The sequence below is a fragment of the Serratia sp. 2723 genome (genome assembly GCF_050434425.1).
GTDB lineage: Bacteria > Pseudomonadota > Gammaproteobacteria > Enterobacterales > Enterobacteriaceae > Chania.
Map to the genome: position 1 here is coordinate 312,192 of NZ_JBNDIN010000003.1, position 14,482 is coordinate 326,673.

A 14,482-nucleotide genomic window follows, 5' to 3' on the forward strand; every position below is an offset into this window, starting at 1 on the left:
ACCGGGCAATCACGGCAGGATCGAAGGCTGATCGGCGCCCTCTTTCTCCACTTTCTGCTGCAGCATGTGTTCGCGTTTCATACCCAGTTTCAACGCCAGCGCAGAGGCGACGTAGATAGAGGATATGGTACCGATAGACACACCGATCAGCATGGTCAGTGAGAAGCCCTGCAGCATCGCGCCACCGAAGATGTACAGCATCAGAACCACCATCAGCGTAGTGGCGGAGGTCATGATGGTACGGCTCAGCGTCTGCGTCAGCGAGACGTTCATGATTTCATAAGGCGTACCGCGGCGGATCTTGCGGAAGTTCTCACGAATACGGTCAGAGACCACGATACTGTCGTTCAGCGAGTAACCGATCACCGACATCAAGGATGCCACGATGGTCAGGTCAATCTCGATATGGAACAGCGACAGCACACCCATGGTGATGACCACGTCGTGCGCCAGGGCGATAACGGCCCCCGCGGCCAAACGCCATTCAAAACGGAAGCCCACGTAAATCAGGATACAGATCAACGCCACCAGCAGCGCCATACCGCCGGTTTGTGCCAGTTCTGCCCCTACGCTCGGGCCAACGAATTCAATACGCTTGACGGACGCATTCTTATCGACTGATTCGTTGATCACGCCAATAACTTTGTTACCCAGCTCCTGACCTGCGGTACCGACCGCCGGTGGCATACGCACCATTACGTCACGGCTGCTGCCAAAGTTCTGGATAATCGGGTCCTGGAACCCGGCTTTTTCCAACGTATCGCGCATCAGGTCCAGATTCGCGGGTTGTTCCAGGGTAATTTCAATCACCGTACCACCGGTGAAATCCAGACCCCAGTTAAACCCACGCACCGACATAATGGCGATCGACGCGATCAACAGCACCAATGAGATGCCGAAGGCCACGTAATCCCAGCGCATAAAGTCATAGACTTTACGGCCATAGTTGAGTTGTTCAACAGTATAATCCTGTGCCACAACGCACTCCTCAGATAGACAGCTTGTTAATGCGCTTGCCGCCGTAAAGCAGGTTGACGATGGCACGGGTACCGACAATCGCGGTGAACATGGACGTCGCCACACCGATTGCGGTGGTAATTGCAAAGCCCTTGATCGAACCGGTACCGACTGCGTACAGAATGATGGCGGTGATCAACGTCGTGACGTTGGCATCAACGATACTGGAGAACGCGCCTTTATAGCCCTCATGGATCGCCTGCTGAATGGAGCGTCCATTCTTCAGTTCCTCCTTGATACGTTCGTTTATCAGTACGTTGGCGTCAACCGCCACCGCCAGCGTCAGCACGATCCCGGCAATCCCCGGCATGGTCAGCGTCGCCCCTGGTAACAGAGACATCACGCCAACGATCAGCACCAGGTTAGCCATCAGCGCCGTTGAGGCGATCAGGCCAAACTTGCGATACCAGACCACCATAAAGACGATCGAAGCCACCAGGCCCCACAGGCAAGCTTCCAGGCCCTGGGTGATGTTCTGCTGCCCCAGGGTTGGGCCGATGGTCCGCTCTTCCACGATCTGGATAGGCGCAATCAACGCACCGGCACGTAGCAACAGCGACAGCTGACGCGCTTCGTTCGGGTTGCTGATACCGGTGATACGGAAGCTGTTGCCCAGACGTGACTGAATGTTCGCCACGTTGATGACTTCTTCCTGCTTCACCAGCACCGAACGGCCATTGGCATCTTTCTTGCCGCTGTCTTTATACTCCACAAACAGCGTTGCCATTGGCTTGCCAATGCTGTCTTTGGTGAAGTTGGACATGGCAGTACCACCAGCGCTGTCCAGCGAGATATTTACCTGTGGCTGGTTGTACTCATCGGTGCTGGAGGTGGAGTCAGTAATGTGGTCACCGGTCAGGATCACGCGCTTGTACAGCACAACCGGTTGACCTTCACGGGTGTATTTCACTTCGGAGTCACCCGGCACACGACCATTGGCCGCAGCGGTCGCATCCGCGTTGGTATTTACCAGACGGAATTCCAACGTAGCGGTCGCACCCAAAATTTCTTTGGCACGCGCCGTATCCTGGATACCCGGCAATTCAACAACGATACGATCGGCACCCTGGCGCTGTACCAACGGTTCGGCAACGCCGAGCTGGTTAACACGATTACGCAGGATGGTGATGTTCTGCTGCACCGCATACTCACGCGCTTCGCTCAGGCGAGCGTCGGTCATCGTGGCTTTCAGAGTGTTGCTGCCGTTGGCAGAAAGCACCAGATCGCGCTGACGTGGCGTCATGTAGCTGATGGCCTGGTCGCGAGCGGCGTCGTCACGGAAGCGGACTTCCACGCCGTTGTTGTCCAACTTGCGGATTGCAGCGTATGGAATGCCCTTTTCACGCAGTTCGCTGCGCAGGGTATCCATAGTTTGTTCTTGCAACTTACTCAGCGCAGTGTCCATGTCGACTTCCATCAGGAAGTGCACGCCACCACGTAAATCCAGACCCAGCTTCATCGGCTCGGCGTTGAGCATCGCCAGCCAGGCAGGCGTTGCCGGGGCGAGGTTCAATGCGATGACATATTTGTCACCCAGTTCCGCCATCAAGGCTTCACGAGCGCGCAGCTGAACGTCAGGATCTTTAAAGCGAGCCAGGATGGCGCCGTTTTCCAGCGCAATCGACTTGCTCGCAATATTGTCTTTTTCTAATGCAGTACGGACTTGGTCCAGCGTAGTTTCACTGGCGGCGACTCCGCGCACACCAGTGATTTGTACGGCCGGATCCTCTCCGTAAATGTTGGGAAGCGCATATAGCAGTCCGACGAGGATCACCACGATCAGCATCAGATACTTCCACAGAGGATAACGGTTTAGCACGGCAGTTCCCTTAGGGAAAACAAAATTACAGGGCCTTCATAGTACCTTTCGGCAGAACGGCCGCCACGAAATCACGCTTGATCATCACTTCCGTGGTGTCATTCAGCGCGATGGCAATAATACCGGTATCTGCCACTTTAGTGACACGGCCAATCAGACCACCGGTGGTCAACACTTCATCACCCTTGCCGATAGAGTCCATCAGTTTTTTGTGCTCTTTAGCGCGTTTCTGCTGTGGGCGCAGGATCATGAAATAGAAGATCAGACCAAACACCACCAGCATAATGATCAGAGAGTACGGGCTACCCTGAGATGGAGCCCCTGCTGCTGCCACTGCATCGGAAATGAAAAAGCTCATTAAAATTCCCTCATTAAATTTTCAATTAGTAATTCAAGCGTTTAAAGGTGGTATCGGTTTACCGATCCGACCATAAAAATCCGCCACAAACAGCTCTAATTTACCCTCTTCAATGGCCTGGCGTAAACCCGCCATCAAACGTTGGTAATAGCGCAAGTTATGGATGGTGTTCAATCGAGCACCGAGAATTTCGTTGCAGCGATCGAGATGATGCAAATAGGCACGACTATAATGGCGGCAAGTATAGCAGTCGCATTCACTATCCAGCGTGGAGGTATCATCCTTGTGCTTGGCATTACGGATTTTTACCACACCGTCAGTCACGAACAAATGGCCGTTTCGAGCATTACGCGTTGGCATCACGCAGTCGAACATGTCGATGCCGCGACGCACGCCTTCAACCAGATCTTCCGGCTTGCCGACCCCCATCAGATAGCGTGGCTTATCCTCTGGAATTTGTGGGCAAACGTGCTCAAGAATGCGATGCATATCCTCTTTTGGCTCACCGACCGCCAAACCGCCCACAGCGTAACCATCAAAACCGATATCCACCAGCCCTTTTACCGATACATCACGTAAATCTTCGTAAACACCGCCTTGGATAATGCCGAATAACGCATTGTTGTTATTCAGTTCATCAAAACGCTGGCGGCTGCGCTGCGCCCAACGCAGAGACATTTCCATCGAACGCTTGGCATAGTCCCAATCCGCCGGGTAAGGCGTGCATTCGTCGAAAATCATCACGATGTCAGACCCCAGGTCGTACTGGATCTCCATCGATTTTTCCGGGCTGAGGAACACTTTATCGCCGTTGATCGGGTTACGGAAATAAACGCCTTCCTCTTTAATCTTGCGCATCGCCCCCAGGCTGAACACCTGGAAGCCACCGGAGTCGGTCAGGATCGGCCCGTGCCACTGCATAAAGTCATGCAGATCGCCGTGCAGTTTCATGATCTCCTGCCCTGGGCGCAGCCACAGGTGGAAAGTGTTACCCAACAGGATCTGCGCACCGGTGTCTTTCACTTCTTCCGGCGTCATGCCTTTGACCGTGCCATAGGTCCCCACCGGCATAAAGGCCGGGGTTTCCACTACGCCGCGCTCAAAGACCAGGCGGCCACGACGAGCACGGCCATCGGTTGTCTGCAATTCGTACTTCACAAAACCTCCAGCGTCAGAGATACAGTCTGACGTGATTAAAACAGGGCCACGCATTGTGCGTAACCCGGGAATTTATTCCCCGACGGATTCGCTTTCCGCCAGTGGATTACGGCTGATAAACATGGCATCGCCGTAGCTGAAGAAACGGTACTGCTCGGCCACCGCCTGATGATAGGCATTCATGGTGTTTTTATAGCCGGCAAACGCCGAGACCAACATGATCAGGGTGGATTCGGGCAGGTGGAAGTTGGTCACCAGCGCATCGATCACCTGATAGTGATACCCCGGATAGATAAAGATGCTGGTATCGCCGAAGAAGGGCGCGATCAGCGCATCCTGGCAAGCATTGGCCGCGCTTTCCAGCGAGCGTACCGAAGTGGTGCCCACGGCAACCACCCTCTTACCTCGCGCCTTGCAGGCTAATACCGCATCCACCACATCCTGCGGCACTTCGGCGTATTCCGCATGCATCACATGCTCTTCAATGGTTTCCACCCGCACCGGCTGGAAGGTGCCAGCGCCAACGTGCAAGGTGACAAACGCCATCTCAATGCCCTTGGCGCGCAACGCAGCCAACAGCGGCTCATCAAAATGCAGGCCCGCCGTCGGGGCCGCTACGGCACCCGGCTTTTCGCTGTAGACGGTCTGATACAGCTCGCGGTCGGCGTCTTCATCCGGACGATCGATATACGGCGGCAGCGGCATATGGCCCACCGCGTTGAGGATGGTGAACACGTCGCGATCGTCGTTAAAGCGTAGTTCAAACAGCGTGTCATGGCGCGCGACCATGGTGGCGGCAATGCTTTCGTCATCACCCAGCAGCAGCTCGGTGCCCGGCTTGGGGGATTTGGAAGCACGCACATGGGCCAGTACCCGATGATCGTCCAACACCCGCTCTACCAGCACTTCTAACTTGCCGCCGCTGACCTTGCGGCCAAACAGGCGCGCAGGGATCACGCGGGTATTGTTGAATACCAGCAGGTCGCCCGCTTCCAGGTTATCCAGCAGATCGGTGAACACGCCGTGCGTCAGACCTCCGCTTGGCCCATCCAGTTGCAGCAAACGGCAACCGCTGCGCTCAGGTTGTGGATAGCGGGCAATCAAAGACTCGGGGAGCTCAAAAGAAAAATCGGCGACGCGCATGGGTATTCACTTCTTCAGCTAGCTAATTGGGAAAAAACAGGCGGTACAGTCTAAAGCCGCGGGCGACAAGCAGCAAGGAATAAGGAGGAATTGCATGACTTGGGTTATAGTTGGCGGATGAATTTTCTCGCTCATCTCCATTTGGCCCAGCTTGCGGAAAGCTCGCTGCTTGGCAACCTGCTCGCCGATTTCGTGCGCGGCAACCCCGCAGGTGATTACGATCCGGCGGTAGTGGCTGGCATCATGATGCATCGGCGCGTCGATGTTTTGACCGATATCCAACCGGAAGTCAAAGCCTGCCGCGACTATTTCAGCCCACAATTCCGCCGCGTCGCCCCCATTACGCTCGACGTGGTCTGGGATCACTTTCTGGCTCGCCACTGGCAACAGCTTGAGCCAACCTGCAGCTTGCACACCTTCACCCAGCAAGCTCGCAGCGTGATTGTGCCGCACCTGCCGCAAACGCCGCCGCGTTTCCAGAACCTGAACAGCTATCTTTGGCCCGAACGCTGGCTGGAGCGTTACGCCGAGCTGCCGTTTATCGGCGATGTATTGGCAGGCATGGCTAGCCGCCGTCCACGGCTGGCCGCATTGGCTGGCTCTTTTGCCGACGTGGAACGCCAGTATCATCAGCTTGAAACACAGTTCTGGCAGTTTTATCCCCGCATGATGGAACAGGCCAGAAACAAGTCATTGTGATAGCCGGATAAAAAACCCTATTACTCATACAGTTAACGGAATGTGGCTTTTTGTCCTTGCCCTTTTGTACGAAAAGGTTATTTTGAAAGACTGCTGAATTTATTCTCTCGGTTTGATAGGTGGAAGCTATCTCATTGATTGGTCTTTCACCCTTCCCTCACCGAGTGGCGGCCCCTATACTGGCCCCTGCTTTTACATCAACCCATTGAACTACTATTACAGGAGTAATTATGGTCCTGGTAACTCGTCAAGCCCCTGACTTCACCGCTGCAGCCGTTTTAGGCAATGGCGAAATCGTAGAAAACTTCAACCTGAAGAAGCACCTGAACGGCAAACCAGCCGTCCTGTTCTTCTGGCCGATGGACTTCACCTTCGTATGTCCTTCTGAGCTGATCGCGTTCGATCACCGCTATGAAGAGTTCCAGAAGCGCGGCGTTGAAGTTGTAGGCGTTTCCTTCGACTCAGAATTCGTCCATAACGCATGGCGTAAAACCCCTGTCGACAAAGGCGGCATCGGTGAAGTGAAATACGCAATGGTTGCTGACGTTAAGCGCGAAATTCAGAAAGCTTACGGCATCGAACACCCAGAAGCGGGCGTTGCCCTGCGTGGTTCTTTCCTGATCGACAAGAACGGCGTTGTTCGTTCCCAGATCGTGAACGACCTGCCAATCGGCCGTAACATCGACGAAATGATCCGTACCGTTGACGCGCTGCAATTCCACGAAGAGCACGGCGAAGTGTGCCCAGCTCAGTGGGAAAAAGGCAAAGCAGGTATGGGCGCATCTCCGGACGGCGTAGCTAAATACCTGTCTGAGAACGCTTCCAAGCTGTAATTTCAGCCTGTAAGTGTCAGAACCGGTCAGCCCTGCTGGCCGGTTTTTTTATGCCCAAAATCGGTGCAATCGCCTGCAGCAAGTGCAATATTCCTCTGTTTCGCTTCACAATTTTCACTCCTCCTGCCGCCGTATTCCCCATCCATAGCTACTATTCTTTAGTTGGCCTGCGCTTTGCAGTTCCTTCAATACAGATAAAAAAACAGGGATCAAACAGGAGTCGTTATGTTTTTGCAAAAATGGAGTCAACCGCTGACCTTGGCAGCCTTGCTGGTCAGCAGCCAGCTGTATGCCGCCTCAAACCCGGCGGTGGAAGCGCAAAATGGCATGGTGGTCACCTCGCAGCATCTGGCCTCACAGGTCGGCGTAGATATTCTCAAGATGGGGGGCAACGCGGTGGATGCGGCGGTCGCGGTCGGCTATGCCCAGGCGGTGGTTAACCCCTGCTGCGGCAACATCGGCGGCGGCGGTTTCATGACCCTGCACCTAGCCGATGGCACCGATACCTTTATCAACTTCCGTGAAACCGCTCCGGCGGCGGCTAGTGCCGATATGTATCTGGATGCGCAAGGCAAAGTGAAAAAAGACGCCAGCCTGTACGGTTACCTGGCCGCTGGCGTGCCGGGAACGGTGCTGGGTATGGAGACTGCGCGTAAAAAGTACGGCAAGCTGAGCCGCGAACAGGTGATGGAACCGGCCATCAGGCTGGCCCGTGAGGGCTTTATCCTGACGCGGGCCGATACCGATATTCTCGACACCACCGTCGCACGCTTCAAGCAAGACCCGGAGTCGGCCAAAATCTTCCTGCGTAAAGACGGTTCTGCGCTGCAACCGGGCGATCGCCTGGTGCAAACCGACCTGGCTAACACGCTGGAAGCCATCGCCAAAGAAGGCCCTTCCGCATTCTATCAGGGCAAAATCCCGCAGGCGGTTGAAGCCGCCGCCAGACAGGGGGGAGGCATCCTCACCGCCGCCGACTTCGCCAACTACAAAGTGACCGAGGCTACCCCGATAACCTGTAGCTATCGCGGTTATAAATTCGTCTCTGCGCCACCACCTAGCTCCGGGGGCGTGACGCTGTGCGAGATCCTCAATATCGTTGAGGGTTACGATCTGAAAAGCATGGGCTTTAACTCAGCGGCGGCGATCCACACCATGAGCGAGGCGATGCGCCATGCCTATATGGACCGCAACACCTATCTCGGCGACCCCGAGTTTATCAAGAATCCAATCGATCGGCTGGTGAGCAAAAGCTACGCCGATGAGATCCGCAAGAAAATCATCGCCAATCAGGCTACGCCTTCCGTCAATGTACAACCGGGGATGGAGCCGCACGAAAAGCCGGAAACCACCCATTACTCGATTGTCGATCATGAAGGGAATGCCGTATCAACCACCTATACCGTCAACGGCCGTTTTGGTGCCGTGGTGATCGCACCGGGTACCGGCTTCTTCCTCAACGATGAAATGGATGATTTTACCGTCAAGGTCGGTGAGAAGAACCTCTATGGTCTGGTGCAGGGAACGGCCAACGCCATCGCTCCCGGTAAGCGCCCACTATCCTCAATGAGCCCTACGCTGGTGACCAAAGACAACAAAATCTTTATGGTGCTCGGCTCGCCAGGCGGTTCACGCATCATTACCATCACGCTGCAAACCGCACTGAACGTGATCGATCATGGCATGGCGCCACAGGAAGCGGTGGATGCCCCGAGGATCCATCATCAATGGTTGCCGGATGAAGTCTATTACGAGCAGCGCGGTGTCTCTGCCGATACGCTGAAAATCCTCAAACAGATGGGTTACAAGATGGTTGAGCAAACCCCTTGGGGCGCTGCAGAGCTGATTATGGTGGGATTGCCGGGCGCGGCGGGTGTCAGCCCGGCCAACTCGGGTAATGATTCTGCCGTTTCCGGCCGGGTGCGTGAGGGCTACCTGTACGGAGCCAATGACGTACGCCGTCCGGCTGGATCTGCAGTGGGATATTGATACCCCCCTCACCCCAACCCTCTCCCACAGGGAGAGGGAGCGGTTAGCCCCTGCTCTTTTGGAAGTAAAGAGGTAATCTCAGCAGACTCCATCGCCCCCAAATGCGAGGCACGTCACAGAGTTTTCAGACCCACTCGATCGGTTCCCTCTCCCTGTGGGAGAGGGTCAGGGGTATTACACCTTTAACCTTCACTTGGCTTTAGCTACGTAGCCGCCACACGCTGGCCGACTCGGCTGCCAACTGCAACCGCAGGCCACCTTCCTGCGTAATCAGTTCGCCGTCCCCTTCCACAAGCTGCCATTTCCCCTCTCGCAACAGCGGGCTATAAGGCAGTTCGACTTCTCCGCTATCGCTGCGCTGCAATGCCACCAGTACCTGCTCCCGCTGGTAAGTACGCACAAACACCAGCGTCTCCCCCTGCGCATACAACACCTGGCAGCCGCCGCGGCGTAACGCCTTGCTCTGCTTACGCAGTGCCGTCAGGCGGCTGAACAAGGCCAACAGTGGCCGATCCCATTGGCCTTCATCCCAAGGGAACGTCTTGCGGCAGAAGGGATCGTTGCCGCCATCCAGGCCAATCTCATCACCGTAATACAGGCAAGGCACGCCAATCCACGCCAGCAGCCACACCGCCGCCATCTGCATACGGCGCGGATTGTTATCCAGCAAGGTCAGGAAACGCGCCGTATCGTGGCTATCCAACTGATTGAACTGGATGAGTTGGCGGTTATGGGGCAATCCGGCCCGGTAACCATCCATCCACTGAGCACAGTCTGCCGCATCCAGCTGCACCGGATGATAAGCCACGTCGACACCGGCCAGAAACGCCCTAACCGGCAAGGCAAAGCCCATATAATTCATGGCGGCGTCTTCAACCCCGGCATGCAGCCAGCGGCGCGCATCGCCAAAATGTTCGCCCAGTACATAGGCATCCGGGTTCTCTTGCTTGATGGCCTGATACATTCCGGACAGGTGATGCAGGTTCCCCGCTGCACCGCCGTTTTCCCCCAGCATATGCACCACGTCCAACCGCCAGCCGTCGATGCTGTACGGTGGACGTAACCAATGACGCACCACGCTGTCTTCTGCCCGATAAATAGCATCGACCACCTGTGGTTCAGCGAAGTTAAGCTTGGGCAGATTGGTATTACCCTTCCAGCTCAGTACGTTACCGTCCGGGTAGAAATTAAACCAGCCGCGATACGGAGAATCGGGATGATGGCACGCGCCCCCCTCTGCCTGTTGATAACGATCGAACCACGGATGGGAGTCGCCGGTGTGGTTAAATACCCCGTCCAGCACCAGTTTCATCCCCACCTTGTGAGTGCTTACTCGCAAACGCTGCAATGCGTCGTTGCCGCCGAAGTAAGGATCGACCTGATAATAATCTTCGGTATCGTACTTATGAACGCTGGGTGAGGTGAAAATCGGGTTCAGATACAGGGCGGTGACGCCGAGCCGCTGCAAATAGGGCAACTTCTCGCTGATGCCGTCCAGATCGCCACCATAAAAGGTCGAGGCAGCATGCTCATCTGCCAACGGGTGTTGCCAGTCACGACGTATCACATCGCATCCGGCTGCATGATGGTGATAACTGCCATTCTGGATGCCATGCTCCGCGCCGCTGCTGGCAAAACGATCGGGGAAAATCTGATAAAACACCTGATCGGCTACCCAGCCTGGGCTACTATCTGGTTCATCCACGGCAAACTGAGCCAGTTGCCCCGGCGGGGTCAGCGACCAGCCCTGTGGGCCAAACCACTGCTGACGGTCGGCCCACAACAGTTTAAAGCAGTAGCGCCGTACCGGTTCCCCTTCGTGCAGCGTCAGGCTGGCCTGATAGCGCCAAAGCCCTTCTACCGCCTTCGGCTTCATGATCAGCAACCACTCTTCATTGTCCGGCTCGACGCGTAAAAAGACCTGTTCTGGCAACTCATCACTTTGTAACCATAAAGCGATCTCCAGACGCTGTCCCTTATTCACCACGAAAGGTGGAACCGGCTGATGCCAGGCATTAAGCATGAATTTTCTCCTGATGTAGCAAACCCAATCGACGACGAATGCAATGCCACGCACCATGCCACGTTGAACGCCTTTCTCCCTCATCTTTCAGCCATAAACTCGGGGATGAGCCGAGGGGTGGAGAGGCTGATTTACAATGTAAAAGTGGGTAAACAGACACATATCTCGCCCAATAGCCTTTATGCTAACGGGTTTTAGATTTATTGGATGTTTTTTACGTACTTTGGAGGGAGCGAGCATGCAACAACAAATAAGGCAATGGCTGGAAAGCATTGGGCTGGAATTCACCGACATGATGTCACTGGCGATGGTACTTGGACTGATCGTACTGATTTCAGTGGTTATCCATCTGGTGCTGCACCGCGTGGTGCTGACCGCTATCCAGCGCCGCGGCCAGCACTCACAGCATCTCTGGCAACAGGCCATCACCCAACATAAACTCTTCCAGCGCGCCGCCCTACTGCTGCAAGGGGTGATCATCAACGTGCAGGCGGTGCTGTGGCTGCATAATGGCAGCCAGACCCAGGCAATTATCGTCACTGCGGCGCAGGTGTGGATCCTGTTATTTTCCCTGCTGACGTTGTTCTCACTGCTCGACACGCTATTGGCTCTGATGCGCCAAAGCCCGCTTGCCAGCCAACTCCCACTGCGTGGCATCTTCCAGGGCGTGAAACTGGTCGCCGCCATCTTTATTGGCATCATGATCATCTCACTGCTGATGGGCCGCTCACCGCTGCTGTTACTCAGCGGTTTGGGGGCCATGACGGCCGTCTTGATGTTGGTGTTTAAAGATCCCATTCTCGGCCTGGTCGCCGGGATCCAACTTTCCGCCAACGATATGCTGAAAATTGGCGATTGGCTGGAGATGCCCAAATACGGTGCCGACGGCGCAGTGACCGATATCGGCCTGACCACGGTCAAGGTCAGAAACTGGGACAACACCGTCACCACCATTCCCACCTACGCGCTGATCTCCGATTCGTTCAAGAACTGGCGTTCGATGTCTGAGTCCGGTGGCCGCCGCATCAAACGCAGCATCAATATCGACACCACCAGCGTCCACTTCCTGACGTCAGAGGAGCAGGAGCGCCTCAACCGCAACCCACTGTTGCAACGCTATCTGAACGATAAAACCCAGGAGTTGGGTAAGTACAATCAGCAGAGCGAGGTGGATCTCAGTTCGCCGCTTAACGGCCGCCGCCTGACTAACGTCGGTACTTTGCGCGCCTATCTGGTAGCCTATTTACGTTCGCACCCGGGGATCCACCAGAATATGACGCTGATGGTACGCCAGCTGGCTCCAACGCCGGAAGGGTTACCACTGGAGATTTACGCCTTTACCAACACCACGGTGTGGGCAGAGTACGAAGGAATTCAATCGGATATCTTCGATCATCTGCTGGCGGCGATCGGTGAATTTGATCTGCGCATCCACCAGACGCCAAGCGGCAACGACATGCGCAGCATGTTGGCAAACCTGCAGCCCGCCCCCAACAATCCCTGACCTAACCTGACGAAATTATTTCTGTTGGTAATTATCTTCCATCGATTGCCAACAGATATCTCCGCAGGCTTCCTTTCTGCCGTCGAATGGCTATTAATAACCCACACGCCATTTTATCGTTCGGAGCAGGTACCTTGTTAAAATCGTCAAAACATCGTCTGATCACCCTATTGGCCACGCTGATGTTTGCTGGCTACCTGCACAGCGCCACGCTGGACGAAAGCCAGATGAGCCGCACATTGCAACCGGCGCTCAGCACCTTGAGCAGCAGTATGATGGATATTCGTGAAGTGCTGGCGCGCTGTTTCGAAGAAGGGAAGGAAGAACGGTTATGCGAAAGCAATCTGGTGATGGAGGCCAGGGCCGCCGGAGGGGACGATCTCGAGGAACACAGTTAAAAAATACCGGTTCGAGGTTGGAGTCTGATTGCTGACAAAGTAGCAATATAAGGGCGCAGTTATGCTGCGCCCCCTAAATTAGTCTCGTTCAGTCCTGTTGCGTCCGCGCGAGCTGCTTTTTCTGGCGGTTCACCTTGATGTAGTAGCCCAGCAACAGCACCGCGACCCACACCAGCCCGGCATACAGGGAAATACGCGTCGTCGGGAAGTAACCGATCAGGCCGATGATAAACACCAGGAAGATGATGGCAACCACTGAGGTGAATACCCCACCGCGCAGTGGGAACGCCAGCTTGCTGACCTGGTCTTTGCTCAAGCTGCGGCGGAAAGCGATCTGCGAGAACAGGATCATGATCCACACCCACACGGTGGCAAAGGTCGCCAGTGAGGCAATCACCAGGAACACGCTTTCCGGCATGATGTAGTTGAGATACACGGCGATCAGCATCGCCGCCATCATCACCACCACCGTCACCCACGGAATACCGCGTTTGGAGATTTTGCTGAATACCTGCGGGGCGTGCCCCTGCTCCGCCAGACCATGCATCATACGGCCAACGCCGAACACGTCGCTGTTAATCGCCGACAGTGACGCAGTGATCACCACGAAGTTAAGGATACCCGCCGCAATGGTGATCCCCATATGCTGGAAGGTCAGCACAAACGGGCTACCGTTGGTTCCCACCTGGTTCCACGGATAGATAGACATGATGACGAACAGCGTCCCGACGTAGAACACCAGAATACGCCAAGGCACCGAGTTGATGGCCTTAGGGATCGACACTTTGGGATCTTTCGCTTCGCCGGCGGTGATACCGATAATTTCAATCCCACCATAGGCGAACATCACCAGTTGTAGTGACAGGATCATGCCGATAAAACCGTTACTGAAGAAGCCGCCGTTGACCCACAGATTGTGTATCCCTGTCGGTTGCCCCCCGTTGCCAATGCCCCAGACAATGATGCCGATACCGGCCACGATCATGATGATAATGGTCGCTACCTTGAAGAACGAGAACCAGAACTCCAGTTCACCGAACACCTTCACGCTCATCAGGTTGATGGCACCGATAATCAGCACCACACTCAACACCCAGATCCAATGCGGCACTTCCGGGAACCAGACGCCCATGTAGATGCCGAAGGCCGTCACGTCGGCAATGGCAACGATCAGGATCTCAAAGCAGTAGGTCCAGCCGGTAATGTAACCTGCCATCGGGCCGAGATAATCCTGGGCATAGCGCGAGAACGAGCTAGCCTGCGGATTATTCACCGACATTTCGCCCAGCGCGCGCATGATGATAAAAGCAATGATACCGCCGATCAGGTAAGCCAACAGGACGCTGGGGCCAGCCATTCTGATGGCCTCTGCGGAGCCGTAAAACAGGCCGGTACCAATGGCCGATCCCAGAGCCATGAAACGGATGTGGCGCGTGCTGAGACCACGCTTTAGCTTATTGGCTGGTGCTGCAGTGGGTGACTGTTGTTCCATGAAAATGACCCGTCTTTTTTAAACGTAAAAAAGCCACGGACAAGTCCGT

12 protein-coding genes are annotated in these 14,482 nt (G+C 55.2%); 5 read left to right on the forward strand and 7 right to left on the reverse strand.

Translation table 11 applies throughout. From position 1 onward, the window contains the following. Positions 1-9 precede the first annotated feature (9 nt). The 5 genes from secF to queA form a co-directional block, all read right to left on the reverse strand. Positions 10-978: a protein translocase subunit SecF gene (gene secF / locus ABIE29_RS06435; RefSeq protein WP_429617318.1), complete on the reverse strand. Its 969-nt coding sequence runs from the start codon at positions 976-978 to the stop codon at positions 10-12. Between the two features lie 10 nt (positions 979-988). Next, positions 989-2,836: a protein translocase subunit SecD gene (gene secD, locus ABIE29_RS06440; RefSeq protein ID WP_429617319.1), complete on the reverse strand. Its 1,848-nt coding sequence runs from the start codon at positions 2,834-2,836 to the stop codon at positions 989-991. A 25-nt stretch (positions 2,837-2,861) separates the two neighbouring features. Then, positions 2,862-3,194 carry a preprotein translocase subunit YajC gene (yajC, locus tag ABIE29_RS06445; protein ID WP_021180200.1) on the reverse strand — a complete coding sequence of 111 codons (333 nt, stop codon included), beginning with the start codon at positions 3,192-3,194 and terminating at the stop codon, positions 2,862-2,864. A 33-nt stretch (positions 3,195-3,227) separates the two neighbouring features. Continuing rightward, positions 3,228-4,352 (reverse strand): tRNA guanosine(34) transglycosylase Tgt, encoded by a 1,125-nt coding sequence (tgt, locus tag ABIE29_RS06450; RefSeq protein WP_248944652.1) that lies wholly within the window; start codon positions 4,350-4,352, stop codon positions 3,228-3,230. A gap of 72 nt (positions 4,353-4,424) precedes the next feature. Further along, positions 4,425-5,495, reverse strand: coding sequence for a tRNA preQ1(34) S-adenosylmethionine ribosyltransferase-isomerase QueA (gene queA, locus ABIE29_RS06455; RefSeq protein WP_429617321.1), 1,071 nt, complete (start codon positions 5,493-5,495; stop codon positions 4,425-4,427). A gap of 117 nt (positions 5,496-5,612) precedes the next feature. On the opposite strand from queA, the gene ABIE29_RS06460 reads away from it, so the two are divergent. The 3 genes from ABIE29_RS06460 to ggt all read left to right on the forward strand — a co-directional run bounded on the left by ABIE29_RS06460 (position 5,613) and on the right by ggt (position 9,016). Further along, entirely contained in the window at positions 5,613-6,194 is a 582-nt protein-coding gene (locus ABIE29_RS06460; RefSeq protein ID WP_429617323.1) for an ACP phosphodiesterase, read from the forward strand. Positions 6,195-6,424: 230 nt separating this feature from the next. Further along, entirely contained in the window at positions 6,425-7,027 is a 603-nt protein-coding gene (locus ABIE29_RS06465; protein WP_037375265.1) for a peroxiredoxin C, read from the forward strand. A 225-nt stretch (positions 7,028-7,252) separates the two neighbouring features. Beyond that, a complete protein-coding gene (gene ggt / locus ABIE29_RS06470) occupies positions 7,253-9,016 on the forward strand; it encodes a gamma-glutamyltransferase (protein ID WP_429617324.1) in 1,764 nt (587 codons plus the stop codon). Positions 9,017-9,215: 199 nt separating this feature from the next. Here the strand turns inward: ggt and malZ are convergent, their stop codons facing one another. Beyond that, a complete protein-coding gene (gene malZ, locus ABIE29_RS06475) occupies positions 9,216-11,039 on the reverse strand; it encodes a maltodextrin glucosidase (protein WP_429617326.1) in 1,824 nt (607 codons plus the stop codon). 238 nt (positions 11,040-11,277) lie between these two features. Between malZ and ABIE29_RS06480 the strand changes: the two genes are divergently transcribed. Continuing rightward, positions 11,278-12,543, forward strand: coding sequence for a mechanosensitive ion channel family protein (locus tag ABIE29_RS06480; RefSeq protein WP_429617328.1), 1,266 nt, complete (start codon positions 11,278-11,280; stop codon positions 12,541-12,543). Between the two features lie 134 nt (positions 12,544-12,677). Then, complete coding sequence (locus ABIE29_RS06485; RefSeq protein WP_429617330.1) at positions 12,678-12,941, forward strand: hypothetical protein; 264 nt, start codon at positions 12,678-12,680, stop codon at positions 12,939-12,941. Positions 12,942-13,029: 88 nt separating this feature from the next. Here ABIE29_RS06485 and proY read toward each other — a convergent pair whose 3' ends face one another. Continuing rightward, a complete protein-coding gene (gene proY, locus ABIE29_RS06490; RefSeq protein ID WP_429617332.1) occupies positions 13,030-14,433 on the reverse strand; it encodes a proline-specific permease ProY in 1,404 nt (467 codons plus the stop codon). Positions 14,434-14,482: the final 49 nt, after the last annotated feature.

Excerpts from the sequence above, each read along its gene's own strand:
- yajC (WP_021180200.1), bottom strand. The coding sequence starts at position 3,194 with ATGAGCTTTTTCATTTCCGATGCAGTGGCAGCAGCAGGGGCTCCATCT.
- queA (WP_429617321.1), bottom strand. The coding sequence starts at position 5,495 with ATGCGCGTCGCCGATTTTTCTTTTGAGCTCCCCGAGTCTTTGATTGCC.
- ABIE29_RS06460 (WP_429617323.1), top strand. The coding sequence starts at position 5,613 with ATGAATTTTCTCGCTCATCTCCATTTGGCCCAGCTTGCGGAAAGCTCG.
- ABIE29_RS06465 (WP_037375265.1), top strand. The coding sequence starts at position 6,425 with ATGGTCCTGGTAACTCGTCAAGCCCCTGACTTCACCGCTGCAGCCGTT.
- ggt (WP_429617324.1), top strand. The coding sequence starts at position 7,253 with ATGTTTTTGCAAAAATGGAGTCAACCGCTGACCTTGGCAGCCTTGCTG.
- malZ (WP_429617326.1), bottom strand. The coding sequence starts at position 11,039 with ATGCTTAATGCCTGGCATCAGCCGGTTCCACCTTTCGTGGTGAATAAG.
- ABIE29_RS06480 (WP_429617328.1), top strand. The coding sequence starts at position 11,278 with ATGCAACAACAAATAAGGCAATGGCTGGAAAGCATTGGGCTGGAATTC.
- proY (WP_429617332.1), bottom strand. The coding sequence starts at position 14,433 with ATGGAACAACAGTCACCCACTGCAGCACCAGCCAATAAGCTAAAGCGT.